At 65.7% G+C, this 14,174-nt stretch carries 13 protein-coding genes; 8 read left to right on the forward strand and 5 right to left on the reverse strand.

Going from position 1 to position 14,174, the window contains the following annotated elements:
* Positions 1 to 30: 30 nt before the first annotated feature.
* Complete coding sequence (gshB, locus tag FDT80_RS14655) at positions 31 to 966, forward strand: glutathione synthase (protein ID WP_138663063.1); 936 nt, start codon at positions 31 to 33, stop codon at positions 964 to 966.
* On the forward strand, positions 963 to 1,889 hold the full coding sequence (locus FDT80_RS14660) for an alpha/beta hydrolase (RefSeq protein ID WP_138663064.1): 927 nt from the start codon (positions 963 to 965) through the stop codon (positions 1,887 to 1,889). The genes gshB and FDT80_RS14660 overlap by 4 nt, the downstream gene beginning before the upstream one ends.
* On the opposite strand, the gene FDT80_RS14665 is transcribed toward FDT80_RS14660, so the two are convergent.
* The 3 genes from FDT80_RS14665 to FDT80_RS14675 all read right to left on the reverse strand — a co-directional run bounded on the left by FDT80_RS14665 (position 1,855) and on the right by FDT80_RS14675 (position 4,834).
* Complete coding sequence (locus tag FDT80_RS14665; protein WP_138663065.1) at positions 1,855 to 3,369, reverse strand: YifB family Mg chelatase-like AAA ATPase; 1,515 nt, start codon at positions 3,367 to 3,369, stop codon at positions 1,855 to 1,857. The two genes, FDT80_RS14660 and FDT80_RS14665, sit on opposite strands and share 35 nt — an antisense overlap.
* A 143-nt stretch (positions 3,370 to 3,512) precedes the next feature.
* On the reverse strand, positions 3,513 to 4,193 hold the full coding sequence (locus tag FDT80_RS14670; protein WP_138663066.1) for a glutathione S-transferase: 681 nt from the start codon (positions 4,191 to 4,193) through the stop codon (positions 3,513 to 3,515).
* Between the two features lie 59 nt (positions 4,194 to 4,252).
* Entirely contained in the window at positions 4,253 to 4,834 is a 582-nt protein-coding gene (locus tag FDT80_RS14675) for a histidine phosphatase family protein (RefSeq protein ID WP_138663067.1), read from the reverse strand.
* 512 nt (positions 4,835 to 5,346) lie between these two features.
* Here FDT80_RS14675 and FDT80_RS14680 point away from each other — a divergent pair.
* The 5 genes from FDT80_RS14680 to FDT80_RS14700 all read left to right on the forward strand — a co-directional run bounded on the left by FDT80_RS14680 (position 5,347) and on the right by FDT80_RS14700 (position 9,870).
* Complete coding sequence (locus FDT80_RS14680) at positions 5,347 to 6,225, forward strand: RNA polymerase factor sigma-32 (RefSeq protein WP_138663068.1); 879 nt, start codon at positions 5,347 to 5,349, stop codon at positions 6,223 to 6,225.
* Positions 6,226 to 6,230: 5 nt separating this feature from the next.
* Positions 6,231 to 7,043 carry a ChaN family lipoprotein gene (locus FDT80_RS14685; protein WP_425472018.1) on the forward strand — a complete coding sequence of 271 codons (813 nt, stop codon included), beginning with the start codon at positions 6,231 to 6,233 and terminating at the stop codon, positions 7,041 to 7,043.
* 71 nt (positions 7,044 to 7,114) lie between these two features.
* Positions 7,115 to 8,311: a bifunctional phosphopantothenoylcysteine decarboxylase/phosphopantothenate--cysteine ligase CoaBC gene (coaBC, locus tag FDT80_RS14690; protein ID WP_138663070.1), complete on the forward strand. Its 1,197-nt coding sequence runs from the start codon at positions 7,115 to 7,117 to the stop codon at positions 8,309 to 8,311.
* 72 nt (positions 8,312 to 8,383) lie between these two features.
* Complete coding sequence (dut, locus tag FDT80_RS14695) at positions 8,384 to 8,821, forward strand: dUTP diphosphatase (RefSeq protein WP_425472029.1); 438 nt, start codon at positions 8,384 to 8,386, stop codon at positions 8,819 to 8,821.
* Positions 8,821 to 9,870, forward strand: coding sequence for a HesA/MoeB/ThiF family protein (locus FDT80_RS14700; RefSeq protein WP_138663072.1), 1,050 nt, complete (start codon positions 8,821 to 8,823; stop codon positions 9,868 to 9,870). The genes dut and FDT80_RS14700 overlap by 1 nt, the downstream gene beginning before the upstream one ends.
* On the opposite strand, the gene FDT80_RS14705 is transcribed toward FDT80_RS14700, so the two are convergent.
* Both FDT80_RS14705 and FDT80_RS14710 read right to left on the reverse strand, forming a co-directional pair.
* Positions 9,867 to 10,757 carry an NAD-dependent epimerase/dehydratase family protein gene (locus tag FDT80_RS14705; protein WP_138663073.1) on the reverse strand — a complete coding sequence of 297 codons (891 nt, stop codon included), beginning with the start codon at positions 10,755 to 10,757 and terminating at the stop codon, positions 9,867 to 9,869. The two genes, FDT80_RS14700 and FDT80_RS14705, sit on opposite strands and share 4 nt — an antisense overlap.
* 65 nt (positions 10,758 to 10,822) lie before the next feature.
* Positions 10,823 to 12,031, reverse strand: coding sequence for a trans-sulfuration enzyme family protein (locus tag FDT80_RS14710; RefSeq protein WP_138663074.1), 1,209 nt, complete (start codon positions 12,029 to 12,031; stop codon positions 10,823 to 10,825).
* A 113-nt stretch (positions 12,032 to 12,144) separates the two neighbouring features.
* On the opposite strand from FDT80_RS14710, the gene FDT80_RS14715 reads away from it, so the two are divergent.
* Positions 12,145 to 14,157: a M3 family metallopeptidase gene (locus tag FDT80_RS14715; RefSeq protein WP_138663075.1), complete on the forward strand. Its 2,013-nt coding sequence runs from the start codon at positions 12,145 to 12,147 to the stop codon at positions 14,155 to 14,157.
* Positions 14,158 to 14,174: the final 17 nt, after the last annotated feature.

Consider the following 14,174-nt stretch of genomic DNA (forward strand, 5'->3'; position numbering starts at 1 on the left):
ATTTAAAGGCAGCACATATGGGGACGACCGATGAAAATTGCCTTTCAGATGGACCCGATCGGGGACGTGAACATCAACGCCGACAGCTCCTTTCGGCTGGCCGAGGAGGCGCAGGCGCGCGGGCATACCCTGTTTTACTACACGCCCGACCACCTCGCCTATCAGGAAGGGCGGATCACCGCGCGCGGGCATGACCTGCGGGTGCAACGGGTTCAGGGCGATCATGCGCATCTTGGTCCCGAACGCGAAGTCGATCTGGCGGACTACGACGTCGTCTGGCTGCGGCAGGACCCGCCGTTCGACATGCATTACATCACAGCCACCCACCTGCTTGACCGGCTGGCGCAATCGACGCTTGTGGTCAACAACCCGTTTTGGGTGCGCAACTATCCCGAAAAACTGCTGGTGCTGGATTTCCCAGACCTCACGCCGCCCACCACGATCGCGCGCGACCTGGCGACGATCAAGGCCTTCAAGGCCAAACATGGCGACATCATCCTCAAGCCGCTCTACGGCAATGGCGGCGCGGGCGTGTTCCGGCTGGACCCTGAGGACCGCAACCTGGGATCGCTGCATGAATTGTTTACCGGATTTTCGCGCGAACCGCTGATCGTGCAGAAATTCCTCCCGGCCGTTGCCAAGGGCGACAAGCGCGTCATCCTGGTCGACGGCGAAGCCGCGGGCGCCATCAACCGTGTCCCGGCCGAGGGCGAAACACGCTCCAACATGCATGTCGGCGGCCGCCCCGAGAAGATCGGCCTGACAGACCGCGACCGCGAAATCTGTGCCCGGATCGGGCCGCTGCTGCGCGAAAAGGGGCAGGTGTTCGTGGGCATCGACGTGATCGGCGACTACCTGACCGAAATCAACGTGACGTCGCCCACCGGCATACAGGAGCTTGAGCGTTTTGACGGCACCAATATCGCCGGCCGGATCTGGGACGCGATAGAGGCGCGGCTGGGGTGAGCTGGCAGGCGCGGCTGCTGAACCTGTGGCTGCGGCATGTCGAAAAGCCGCACCTGGCCCGCGTGCCCACGCCCGAGAAACTGCGCCACGGGTTCGAACGCAAGGCGCGCATTTTGTTTCATGCGCCGCGGGGGACAGCCGCACGCCCCTGCCGGTTGAAGGCCGCCGGGACCACGCTGGAGGGCTTGAGCGTCACTCCGCAAGGTGCCGCGCAGGACCGGGTGATCCTGTATCTGCACGGTGGCGGGTTCGTGTTCGGCAGCCCCGAAACCCACGCCGCGATGGTCGCGCGGCTGGCCCAGGAGGTCGGCGTGCGCGCGGTGCTGCCGCGCTACAGGCGGGCGCCCGAGTACCCTTTTCCGGCGGCATCGCAGGATGCCCGCGCCGCCTATGACGCGCTTTTGGCGCAGGGCTACGAGGCATCGCAGATCGTCGTCGGCGGCGATTCCGCGGGCGGGTCGCTGGCCTTGGGGCTCCTGGCGGAGCTTTGTGCGGAGCGTGCGGCGCGGCCCGCCGGCGTGTTCGCCTTGTCGCCCCTGACGGATATGACCCACCAGGGGCGCAGTTTCATGAGCAATCGCCGGGTCGAAGCCCTGCTGCCGTCAGACCGGGCGACGGATATGGGGCGGATGTACCTGGCCGGGCACCCGCCGGAGGATCCCTGCGTCAGCCCGCTGTTTGCGGATTTCACCGGAGCGCCGCCGATCTGGTTGACCGTGGGGGACCGCGAGATCCTGCTGGACGATACGCGCGCCATGGCCGAACGCTTGCGATCGCAGGATGTCGAGGTATCGGAAGTCATCGAGCACGACCTGCCGCATGTCTGGCCGATCTTTCACAATGTCCTGCCCGAGGCACGCCGGACGCTGAGCGACCTGGCGACCTGGATCAAGGCTCTGCCGGGCTGGCAAGGCGAAAGCTGACCGCTTCGGCGAGATGGGCGCGCCCGACGGCATCCGAGCCATCCAGATCGGCTATGGTCCGGGCGACCCGCAACACCCGGTGATACCCCCGTGCCGAAAGCGCGAACCGTTCGGCCACCCGCGACAGCAACGCGCGCGCGTCCGCGTCCAGCGCCGTGACCTGTTCCAGTGCCTCGCCTGCGGCATCGACGTTCAGCGCAATGCCGGGCACATCGACATAGCGGTCGTGTTGCACCGCCCGCGCCGCCGCCACCCGCGCGGCCACGGTGGCGGACCGTTCACCCGTCGCCGGCAGATCGAGATCGGTATAGGCCACGGGCGGCACATCGACGCGCAGATCGAAACGGTCCATCAACGGACCCGAGATGCGGCCGAGGTAATCCTCTCCGCAGTGGGGCACGCGGGCGCAGGCGCGCGCGGGGTCGGTGAGGTAGCCGCATTTGCAGGGGTTGGCGGCGGCGATCAGCATGAACTTGCAGGGGTATTTCACGTGCGCATTGGCGCGCGCGATCATCACCTCGCCGGTCTCGATGGGTTGGCGCAGGGTTTCAAGCACGGTGCGCGGAAACTCGGGGAACTCATCCATGAACAGCACGCCGTTGTGTGCGAGCGACACCTCGCCGGGCTTGGCGCTGCGTCCGCCGCCGATAATCGCGGCCATCGACGCGGTGTGATGCGGTTCCCGAAAAGGGCGCGTCCGCGATATGCCGCCATCGTCCAATAGACCCGAAAGCGAGTGGATCATCGAGGTCTCAAGCGCTTCGGTCGCGGTCAGCGGCGGCAGCAGGCCGGGCAGGCGGGCCGCCAACATGGATTTGCCCGATCCCGGCGTGCCCACGAACATCAGGTGATGACGCCCGGCGGCGGCAATCTCCAGCGCGCGTTTGGCGCGTTCCTGGCCCTTGACCTCCGACAGGTCGCGGCACGCGGGGCCGTCCGACACTTCGCCCGGTTCGGCCGGCGACAGCGGCACCTGACCGGTGTAATGACGCACGACCTCGTGCAGCGAGGCCGCCGCGATCACCTGCGCGCTGCCGACCCAGGCCGCTTCGGCGCCCGAGGCCGCAGGGCACAGCAGGCTGCGGTTGGCAGCCGCGGCGGCCATCGCAGCGGGCAGCGCGCCGATCACGGGCACCAGCGTGCCATCCAACGACAATTCGCCCAAGGCGACGACGGACTGCGCCACATCCTGCGGAATGATGTCGAGCGCCGCGAGCAGGGCGACCGCGATCGGCAGATCGAAATGGCTGCCTTCCTTGGGCAGGTCCGCCGGGCTGAGGTTGATGGTGATCCGTTTCGAGGGCAGCGCGATGGCCATCGCGCTGAGGGCCGCGCGCACGCGGTCGCGCGCCTCGGACACGGCCTTGTCCGGCAGGCCGACGATGGAAAAGGCGGGCAGCCCGGGCGAAACCGCGCATTGCACCTCCACCATGCGCGCCTCGACCCCCTGAAACGCCACGGTGTAGGCGCGTGAAACCATAGATCCTCGCAATTCGAAGAATTTGGTTAAGAGGTAGGCAAGGGGTGTTTAGGAAAGGTTAACGCGTGCTGTTTCCCGACCGCACTCGGGCAGTCCGGCAACATGGATCGCAGGCCCGAACGGACCGCGGCCGCCGGACGGATTTATTGCGGCCACGCACGGACCGTCAGGCCCATGTCATAGGGAAAGGGGTCGTACCGGATCTTCAGCCCATCCGCGCGCCAGCGCCTGAACGCCGGATCGGCAAGAGTTGCATCGCAATAGGCGCGGGCGCTGTCAGAGACGGGCAAATCATAACCGACGATCCGCGCCGCGACGGGCGCAAAGAACACATCGGCAAGGCTATACCGGCCAAAAAGCCATGGGCCATCGGTCTGCGCCATCGCGCGCGCGCCCGACCACAGGGTCTCGATCCGGTCCAGATCTGCGCGAACCTCGGGCACGACCCGAAAGCCGATGTTCACATGCTGCAATTGCATCGGGCAGGACGAGCGCAAGGCGGAAAAGCCGCTGACCATTTCGGCGCAGAGCCATCGTGCCCGGGCACGGCAGGCAGGGTCCGCCGGCCAAAGCCCGGCGTCCGGATGCCGTTCGGCCAGCGTTTCGGCCATTGCCAGCGTCTCTCCGATGATGTCTCCCTCGGGGGTGCGCAGAACCGGAACCAGGCGCGCCGGAGCAAGCGGCGCCAGATCCTGCGCCAGCGTGCCGGAATATAGCCCGACCTCGTGAACCGAGACAGGAAGGTCGAAATTCTCAAGCATCAGCCAACCGCGCAGGGACCAGCTTGAGAACGTGCGATCACCGATGAATAGGTCATATGTCATGGCGGCACGCTACGCCGGGTGCCGCGGCTTGGGCAAATGCGAAAATGTGGGCGACGCCATCACGGGCTATGATTGATCAGCGGCGCGGCCCCCGTGCCGCCCTGCCAGGTGATGCGTGTCACGGACAGGTTGTCGATCTTGTGGGTGAATGCCTCTGTCGCGGGGATGCCGAGCGCGCGTTGAATCTGGGTCAGGATGACACCGAAATGCGCGACGGCAATGACATGCGCATCGCGGTGCGCGCGATTGATGTGATCGACCACTGCATTCACCCGTGCGGCGGTCATGTTCCAACTTTCGCCCTGCGGCGCGCGGATGTCGCCGGGGGTGTCCCAATAGGCGCGCGACAGATCGGGATCGCGGGCCGCGACATCCTTGACATGCATTCCGTCCCAGACGCCGAAATCCAGTTCGCGCAGGTCGGGATGATCGGGCAGGCGGACATGATGTGCGCCCGTGATCGCATCGGCCGTGGCGCTGGCACGTTGCAGATCCGACGCGATGACCACAGCGCGTTCGGGCAAGTGCGCGCGCAGACGGTCGATCTTTGCCTGGTCGCTCAGGTCGGCGGGCACATCACGCCAGCCGACAAAGGTTTTTTCATGTGTGGGCCCGTGGCGAACCCAATGCCAGGTGGTCATGGCGAATGTCCTTTCAAACCCTGCGCCGGTCCTGCGCCGCGAATATCATCAGGCTTGCCGGGCAGAAACCGTATGAAACGTGGTTCCGACCGGAGTCATCCCGCTCGTAGTCAAACTGGCCTTGGTATCGCCAATATCAAGATGTGCCGATCAGTGGCCCGCAAGCGCGACCGATGGTCAAGCCGCCCAGACCGCCAAGACCGCGCGCCCGCAGCCTTCGTGGCCGGGCGTCACGCCTCACCCGCGCAACTTTGGGAACATTCCGGTCGTCGGCGCGAAATTTAATTTCGCCCAAGGCAAACCGGAGCCACAACACCTTGTGCAGCGGATAACCTATTGGCCGACAGCAATATTCCTGCTTCGGAAAATGTTTCGGGTGCGGTGGGGCATAGAGCGATAGCGGAACCCGGCAACTTTTTGTTGGCTTCCGAGTGAACCGGATGGGGGCTTCATGCGTACTCTTACCAAACGCGCACCACAACGTGTGTGCATCATTCAGGGGGAATGACGCCATGGCACTTGCTACCAACAGAGATATGTCCCTGTCGCGGATCGCGATGAAAGCGGAACTTCTGGATGCGGAAACCGAACTCAGGCTGGCCTATGCCTGGCGAGACGAGCGGTGCGAGGAATCGCTTCACCGGCTGATCACCGCCTACATGCGGCTGGCGATTTCGATGGCATCGAAATTCAAACGCTACGGCGCCCCGATGAATGACCTGATCCAGGAAGCCGGCCTTGGCCTGATGAAAGCGGCGGACAAGTTCGACCCCGATCGCGGCGTCCGGTTTTCGACCTATGCCGTCTGGTGGATCAAGGCGTCCATCCAGGATTACGTGATGCGCAACTGGTCGATGGTGCGCACCGGGTCCACGTCGTCGCAAAAGTCGCTGTTTTTCAACATGCGGCGCGTTCAGGCCCGGTTGGAGCGCGAAAGCGCGGCCGCCGGAGAGGCGCTCGACCGTCACCAGCTTCGGCAAATGATCTCGACCGAGATCGGTGTTCCGCTGCATGATGTCGAGATGATGGAGGGGCGGCTCTCGGGGTCCGATTATTCGCTGAACGCGACGCAATCGACCGAGGACGAGGGCCGTGAATGGATCGACGCCCTGCAGGACGACAGCGCCCAGGCCGCGGAAACCGTAGAGCATTCGCACGACACCGAACAATTGCGCGCCTGGCTGCTCGATGCGCTCAATGGGTTGAACGAGCGGGAGCGGTTCATCGTGCGGGAGCGGAAATTGCGCGACGCGCCGAGGACGCTCGAAAGCTTGGGGCAGGAGTTGAGCCTGAGCAAGGAGCGGGTGCGCCAGCTTGAGGCCGCGGCCTTTGGCAAGATGCGCAAGGCGCTTGAGACGCAATCGCGCGAGGTGCATCATTTCCTGATGTGAACCGGATGCAGATGACCGTCAGGACAGGATTTCGGGGTGTGGCCGTTTTGGCCGCACCTTTTCTTTGCGCCGGTACACTCTGGGCGCAGGAAATTCCGCAGGCCGCCCGCGATGCGGATGTCGTCGTGCTGGGCGAGGCGCACGACAATCCCGCGCATCACGCGACACAGGCGCGGTGGGTTGCCGCCCTGCGGCCTGCGGCGCTGGTGTTTGAAATGCTGACCCCGGACCAGGCCGTGCGGGTCACCCCCGCGGTGCGCACAGACCCCGGTGCGCTGGCCGATGCGCTGGAATGGGATGCGTCCGGCTGGCCGGATTTCGCGATGTATTATCCGATCTTCGCGGCGGCGCCCGATGCGGTCGTCCTTGGGGCGGGGCTGCCGCGTGACACGATGCAGACGGTGATGACGGATGGCGCCGACGCGTTGCCGGACGCCGCGCGGTTCGGATTGAACAGCGCCCTGCCCAAGGATCAGCAGGCCGCACGCGAGGATTTGCAGGCCGAGGCGCATTGCGGTGCCCTGCCCGAGACGATGCTGCCCGGCATGGTCAAGGTTCAACGCGCCCGCGATGCGGCCCTGGCGCGCGCCGCGCTGGATGCCATCGCACAGACCGGCGGGCCGGTCGCGGTCATCGCCGGCAACGGCCACGCGCGCCGCGACTGGGGGGTGCCGCATCTGCTGGCGCAGGCGGAGGACAAGATCACGGTCTTTGCGCTTGGCCAGGCCGAGGACGGCCGCGCACCCGAGGGCGGGTTCGATCTTGTGGTGAATGCCGACGCGGTGGAGCGGGGCGATCCCTGTGCCGCATTTCGCTAACCGGGGCTTTTCGTTCGGCCTTGGGGCGCATAAGGTCACGGCAATCACTCCCTGCGCGGAAAAGGGCTGAAATGCTGGCCGGACGACACATTCTCCTGATCATCGGCGGTGGCATCGCCGCGTTCAAATCGCTGGACCTGATCCGCCGCCTGCGCGAACGCGGGGCGACGGTCACACCGGTCCTGACCCGCGCGGGCGAGGAATTCGTGACGCCACTGTCGGTTTCGGCGCTTGCGGGGCGCAAGGTGTACCGCGATCTGTTCGATCTGACCGACGAGGCCGAGATGGGCCACATCCAGTTGAGCCGGGTCGCCGATCTGGTCGTCGTAGCACCCGCGACCGCCGACCTGATGGCAAAGATGGCGCAGGGCATGGCCGGCGATCTGGCCTCTACCCTGTTGCTGGCGACGGACACGCCCGTTCTGATCGCGCCCGCGATGAACGTGCGGATGTGGCACCACGCGGCGACGCAGCGCAACCTCGCGACGCTGAAGGCGGATGGGATCGGCGTCGTGGGGCCGGGTGACGGCGACATGGCCTGCGGCGAATTCGGACCCGGACGCATGGCAGAGCCGCTCGACATCGTCGCGGCGGTCGAGGCGCGGTTCGCGGCGGGCCCGTTGCAGGGCAAGCGCATCCTCGTGACCTCGGGTCCGACGCATGAACCGATCGATCCGGTGCGTTATATCGCCAACCGGTCTTCCGGTGCGCAGGGCACGGCGATTGCCCGTGAATTGGCGGCGCTGGGGGCGCAAGTCGTCTTTGTCACCGGACCGGCGGATGTGCCGCCGCCCGAAGGCGTCGACGTGGTACGCGTCGAGACCGCCGCGCAGATGCACGATGCCGTCACCGCCGCGCTGCCGGTCGATGCGGGCGTTTTTGCCGCCGCCGTGGCCGATTGGCGCGTGTCCGGTGCCAGCGACCGCAAGCTCAAGAAATCGCAGGACGGTCTGCCGGTGCTGGAATTCGCGGAAAACAACGATATTCTCAGGGGTGTCGCGCAGATGGGCGCGGGGCGGCCGAAACTGGTCGTGGGCTTTGCCGCCGAGACGCATGACCTGGTGGCCAACGCCACGGCCAAGCGCGCGCGCAAGGGCTGTGACTGGATCGTGGCCAACGACGTGTCGGCGGCCACCGGTATCATGGGCGGGTCCGAGAACGCGGTGGTGGTGATTGACGCCGACGGTGCCGAGGAATGGCCGCGTCTGCCCAAGGCCGAAGTCGCCAGGCGGCTGGCGGCGCGCATCGCGCAGGCAATCGGGGAATAAGAGATTTCTTGCCTCCGGCGGCGGTATTTTTCTCCATTTGGAAGGGATGAAGGTTTGGTTCAGGTGAGGCTGATGTGGGACGAAGGTGCAGACCGGTCCGTGCCGCTACCGGAGTATGCGACGGCGGGGGCTGCGGGGGCGGACGTGCGCGCGAACCTGCCGGGGGGCGTATCGGTGACGCTGGCGCCGGGGGCGCGGGCGCTGATCCCCACGGGCCTGCGCGTAGCTGTGCCGGACGGGTTCGAACTGCAGGTGCGCCCGCGCTCGGGCCTGGCGCTGAAGCAGGGGCTGATGCTGGTCAATGCGCCGGGCACGATCGACAGCGATTACCGCGGCCCGCTGGGCGTGATCGTGTTGAATGCGGGCGATGCGCCCGTCGTGATCGCGCATGGGATGCGGATCGCGCAACTGATCGTGGCGCCAGTGGTCCAGGCGACGTTCGGGCTGGTCGGGGGTCTGGACGACACAGGCCGCGGCGCGGGCGGTTTCGGCTCTACCGGTGTGATCTGATGCTGTTGGTTCTGGGACTTGTCGCGATACTGTGGGGCGTGGGCGCGATGATGGGCGCGCCGCGCAAGACGCGGCTGACGATGATCGCAGTCTTGTATGTCGCAGTGCTGATGCTGCATCTGGCGTTACCCGATGGGCATCCGCTGCGCGCAAGCACCGGGGAGAGTGCGGCGCTTTGGCTGCTGATCGGCGGGTTCGGCGCACTGGCCTATGGCTACCGGCGTGGATTGGGCGTTTTGCGCAGCCGCGCCAGCACCGCGGAGGCCAGCGCCGAAGCTGCGCGCGGCCCCAAAAAGCTGTTCACCGAGACCGAGCTTAATCGCTATGCGCGCCATATCGTGCTGCGCGAAGTGGGCGGGCCCGGACAAAAGGCGCTGAAACAGGCCCGCGTTCTGGTCGTGGGCGCGGGCGGGCTGGGTGCGCCCGCGTTGCAATATCTTGCGGCGGCGGGTGTGGGCACCATCGGTGTGATCGATGATGACGTGGTGGAAAACGCCAACCTGCAACGGCAAGTGATCCACAAGGATGCGCGCATCGGACTGCCCAAGGTGTTTTCCGCGCAGGCCGAGATGGAGGCGCAGAACCCCTATGTCACCGTGCGGCCCTATCACCGCCGTCTGGAGGCCGACGTGGCTGCCGAGTTGATCGCGGACTATGATCTGGTGCTGGACGGCACCGATAATTTCGAGACCCGTTACCTTGTCAATCGTGCGGCCGTGGCCGCGGGCAAGCCGCTGATTTCCGGCGCATTGAGCCAGTGGGAGGGGCAGCTGAGCGTGTTCGACCCGGCCCGGGGCGCGCCTTGCTATCAATGCGTGTTTCCCCAAGCCCCCGCGCGCGACCTTGCGCCAAGCTGTGCCGAGGCGGGGGTGATCGGCCCGTTGCCCGGTGTGCTGGGCGCGATGATGGCTGTGGAGGCGATCAAGGTCATCACGGGCGCGGGCACGCCGCTGCGCGGGCAGATGGTGATCTATGACGCACTTTACGGCGAAAGCCGCACCATCGGCATCGCGCGGCGCAAGGATTGCCCCACCTGCGGTGCGCGCTAGAGCGTGATGTGGCCGCGCCAGCCGTAGTGTGGTGCAAACCCCAGTAGCCGCTTTGCCTTGGCGTTGGAATAAAAGCTCTGGGTGTCGCCGATCTCGCGGGTCAGTGGCACGTCGGGATAGAACCGCGCGATGATCTCGGGCGTGGTCAGGGCCACGGAATGGTCGTCGTTCGCGACGTTGAACACCTCGTATCCCAGCCCGTCGGTCTGCAGGCACCGCGCGACCATCTGCCCAAGATCGCGGGCGTCGATATAGGCAAAGATATTGCGCCGCCGCAGGGAAGGATCGGCGATATAGGTGGGAAAGTCGCGCGCATATTCGTGCGGTTCGATGACGTTGTTGATGCGCAAACCGTAGATGTCGGTGCCCGTGCGGCGCTGGAACCCGCGGGCGGTTACCTCGTTCGCCACTTTGGACATGGCATAGCTGTCCTCGGGCTCGGTCGGGTGATCCTCGTCCACGGGCAGATATTCGGGCCGGCGCGTGCCATCGGCGAAACAGATGCCATAGGTTGTCTCGGACGAGGCGAAGACGATCTTGGGCACACCGGCCTTGGTCGCGGCGTCGAGCACGTTGTAGGTGCCTATCGTGTTGACGCGAAAGCATTCGTTGTCCGCCCGGATCATCACCCGAGGGATCGCCGCGAAATGCACCACCGCATCAAATCGGGGCACGCCAGTGCCCGGCTCCAACTCTTCAAGGCCCGTGTAATTCTGCATCACGTCGAACATCTGGCCCGCATCGGTGATGTCGGCGATGCGGTTGTGCACGCCCTCCATGTCGAGCGGGTGCAGATCGACATTCAGAACCTGGTGGCCCTGATCCAGCAGGTAGGCGATGACGTGGCGCCCGGCCTTGCCGCTGCCGCCGGTAAAGAGAATACGCATGGGGGGCTCCGATGGGTTGTCCTGCCGCATGACCGCGGCAGGTCGATGGCGCGTTCCGAAATGCGTCAGATGACCTGCGCCAGATCGGCGATCAGATCCTCTGCGTCCTCGAGCCCCACGGACATGCGGAAAATTCCGTCGCCCGCGTAGGCGCGGTAACTGTCGGCGGCGGCCCCCGTCAGGCGGAACGACGTGTCCATCAGCCCTTGGGTTTCCATCCAGAAGATCAGCGAGCGGTGATGGCCCAGCGATACGGCATAATGCACCACTTTCAGCTTTTCGATCATCGCCTGGGCGACGCGTTCGCCATCGGCGACGGACCCCACCTGAAACGACAACATGCCGGAATAGTTCTTCATCTGCCGCCTGGCCAGATCGTGTTGCGGATGCGACGGCAGACCCGGGTACATCACGCCTGTCACGCCGGGGCGCGTTTCCAGCCATTCGGCCACCGCCTGCGCGCCGGCCTGATGCGCCCGCATCCGCAGCGGCAGGGTGGATGCGCCGCGCGCAATCAGCCAGGCGTTGAAGGGCGACAGGATGCCGCCATGGTGGATAGACGCCTCGAGCCGCAACTGCTTGATCAGGTCCGCACGACCCGCCACTGCGCCGCCCACCGCGTCGCCATGCCCGCCGATGAACTTGGTGATCGAATGCATCACCAGATCGACGCCGAGCGCCTGCGTATCCATCCCCAGCGGCGAGGCGAAGGTCGCATCGCATGACACCAGCGCGCCGGCGGCTTGGGCAATCTTCGACACGGCGGCCAGATCGGTCAGACGCATGATCGGGTTTACCGGGCTTTCCACATGCACAAGCCTTGTGTTGGGGCGCACCGCGGCGGCCACGGCGTCCAGATCGGACATGTCGACCGGTGTCACCTCGATCCCCATGCGGGGCAGGGTGTCGCGAGCAAGCTCCGCCACACCGGCATAGGACACGTCAGAGATCAGCAGGTGATCGCCCGACGACAGGAAGGTGAACATGATCGCCGCCGCCGCCGCCATGCCCGACGCCGTGCACAGGCAATCCTCGGTGCCCTGCATCGCGGCGATCTTGCGCTCCAGCAGGGTGACCGAAGGGTTGGCCCAGCGGGCATAGAGATAGGGGCTGTCCTCGGTCAGGTCATGGGCGGAAAACCCCGACACGTCGCGGCTGACAAAGGTCGATGACATATGGATGGCGGGCGCGGATGCACCTGTTGCGGGGTCGGGCACCTCACCGGCGTGGATGGCGCGGGTCATGTCGCCGGAAAACGCGTTGCGGTTGGTCATCGAAATCTCCTTTGGCTGCATCCTGCGCAGGGTTGGGGACAAGGTGCCGGGATTGCAACCCCGGTTGTGCAATCGCCCCCGGCGACCTAGCTATGGGATCAAAGGAGACACGCATGACAAACCCCTTGCTGCAAGACTGGGCGACGCCTTTCGGGATCGCGCCCTTCAACGCCATCGCGGACGAGCATTTCGCACCGGCGCTGGACCAGGCCCTGGCAATTCACCGCGCCGAAATCGCCGCCATCGCGGACGGCGGCGAGGCACCTACATTCGCCAACACCGTCGAAGCGCTGGAAGCCGCAGGCAAGGCGCTTGACCGCGTGCTGAGCGTGTTCTTCACCGTGGCGGGCGCCGACAGCAACCCCGCGCGCGAGGATCTGCAACGGCAGTTCTCGCCCAAACTGGCGGCGCATTTCTCCGACATCTCGAGCAACAAGGCGCTGTTCGGGCGGGTTGCGGCCGTCTGGGATCAGCGCGAGACGCTGAACCTCGACGACGAGCAGGCGCGCGTCCTGATGCTGACCCACCGGGGTTTCGTGCGCGCAGGCGCCGCGTTGGACGGTGCCCAGGACACGCGCATGAAGCAGATCAAGGCGCGGCTTGCGGTGCTGGGAACGCAGTTCACGCAAAACCTGCTTGCGGACGAACGTACGTGGTTCATGGAGTTGGAGGATGGCGACCTGGCCGGCTTGCCCGAATTCGTCATCAAAAGCGCGCGTGCTGCGGGCGCGGAAAAAGGCAGCGATGGACCGGTCATCACCCTGTCGCGGTCGCTGATCGTGCCGTTCCTGCAATTCTCGACACGGCGCGATCTGCGTGAGCGGGCCTACAAGGCCTGGGTGGCGCGCGGCGCAAACGGAGGCGCGACGGACAACCGCGACATTGCCGCCGAAATCCTGGCCCTGCGCGAGGAGCGCGCCAAGCTGTTGGGCTATGACAATTTCGCCGCCTACAAGCTCGAAACCGAGATGGCCAAGACGCCGCAGGCCGTGCGCGACCTGCTGATGGATGTCTGGACGCCCGCGCGCGCGCAGGCCGCTTCGGACGCGCAGGTTTTGGAACAGATGCTGCAGGCAGAGGGCGGCAACGGCCCGCTGGAGCCCTGGGACTGGCGCCACTATGCCGAGGCGCGGCGCGCGGCGGAACATGACCTCGACGAAGCCGCGCTGAAGCCCTACTTCCAGCTCGACCGCATGATAGAGGCTGCGTTTTCCTGCGCGAAACGGCTCTTCGGGCTTGAATTCGCGCCGCTCGGCGTGCCGCTCTATCACGCTGACTGCCGCGCATGGGAGGTGACACGCGAGGGACGCCACGTGGCGGTGTTCATCGGCGACTATTTCGCGCGCGGATCGAAACGCTCGGGTGCGTGGTGCTCCGCCATGCGCAGCCAGGCCAGGTTCCCCGACCCTCAGACGCCGGTGGTCATCAACGTGTGCAATTTCGCCAAGGGCGATCCGGCGCTCCTGTCCTACGACGATGCGCGCACGTTGTTTCACGAATTCGGCCACGCCCTGCACCAGATGCTGTCGGACGTGACTTATGAAAGCGTGTCGGGCACCTCCGTCGCGCGCGATTTCGTGGAGTTGCCCAGCCAGTTGTTCGAACATTGGCTTGAGGTGCCCGAGGTGCTGGCCGAATTTGCCACGCATGCCGAAACCGGTGACCCGATGCCTCGGGACATGCTCGACAAGGTCCTCGGGGCCGCCAATTTCGACATGGGCTTCCAGACCGTGGAGTATGTCGCCTCGGCGCTGGTGGATCTCGAATTTCACGACGGCGCCGCTCCTGCCGACCCGCTGGCGCGGCAAGCGGAGATACTGGAGCGCCTTGGCATGCCGCGCGCGATCGGGATGCGCCATGCGACCCCGCATTTCGCACATGTCTTTGCGGGGGATGGCTACTCCAGCGGCTATTACAGTTACATGTGGTCCGAAGTGATGGACGCGGATGCGTTTCAGGCTTTCGAGGATGCCGGCGGCGCCTTCGACCCGGAGCGCGCCGCGGCGCTGGAGCGGCACATCCTGTCCACCGGCGGCAGCCGGGACGCGGCGGAGCTTTACACGGCGTTCCGGGGTCGGCTGCCCGGTGTCGAGGCGTTGCTTAAGGGGCGCGGGCTGGCCGCCTGAAAAGAAACGATGCCTCC

The organism is Sulfitobacter sabulilitoris, assembly GCF_005887615.1.
Classification (GTDB): Bacteria; Pseudomonadota; Alphaproteobacteria; order Rhodobacterales; family Rhodobacteraceae; genus Sulfitobacter_E; species Sulfitobacter_E sabulilitoris.

Bases quoted from the DNA above. Each gene is read 5' to 3' on its own strand.
- gshB (WP_138663063.1), top strand. From the start codon at position 31: ATGAAAATTGCCTTTCAGATGGACCCGATCGGGGACGTGAACATCAAC.
- FDT80_RS14665 (WP_138663065.1), bottom strand. From the start codon at position 3,369: ATGGTTTCACGCGCCTACACCGTGGCGTTTCAGGGGGTCGAGGCGCGC.
- FDT80_RS14670 (WP_138663066.1), bottom strand. From the start codon at position 4,193: ATGACATATGACCTATTCATCGGTGATCGCACGTTCTCAAGCTGGTCC.
- FDT80_RS14675 (WP_138663067.1), bottom strand. From the start codon at position 4,834: ATGACCACCTGGCATTGGGTTCGCCACGGGCCCACACATGAAAAAACC.
- FDT80_RS14680 (WP_138663068.1), top strand. From the start codon at position 5,347: ATGGCACTTGCTACCAACAGAGATATGTCCCTGTCGCGGATCGCGATG.
- FDT80_RS14685 (WP_425472018.1), top strand. From the start codon at position 6,231: ATGCAGATGACCGTCAGGACAGGATTTCGGGGTGTGGCCGTTTTGGCC.
- coaBC (WP_138663070.1), top strand. From the start codon at position 7,115: ATGCTGGCCGGACGACACATTCTCCTGATCATCGGCGGTGGCATCGCC.
- dut (WP_425472029.1), top strand. From the start codon at position 8,384: ATGTGGGACGAAGGTGCAGACCGGTCCGTGCCGCTACCGGAGTATGCG.
- FDT80_RS14700 (WP_138663072.1), top strand. From the start codon at position 8,821: ATGCTGTTGGTTCTGGGACTTGTCGCGATACTGTGGGGCGTGGGCGCG.
- FDT80_RS14705 (WP_138663073.1), bottom strand. From the start codon at position 10,757: ATGCGTATTCTCTTTACCGGCGGCAGCGGCAAGGCCGGGCGCCACGTC.
- FDT80_RS14710 (WP_138663074.1), bottom strand. From the start codon at position 12,031: ATGACCAACCGCAACGCGTTTTCCGGCGACATGACCCGCGCCATCCAC.
- FDT80_RS14715 (WP_138663075.1), top strand. From the start codon at position 12,145: ATGACAAACCCCTTGCTGCAAGACTGGGCGACGCCTTTCGGGATCGCG.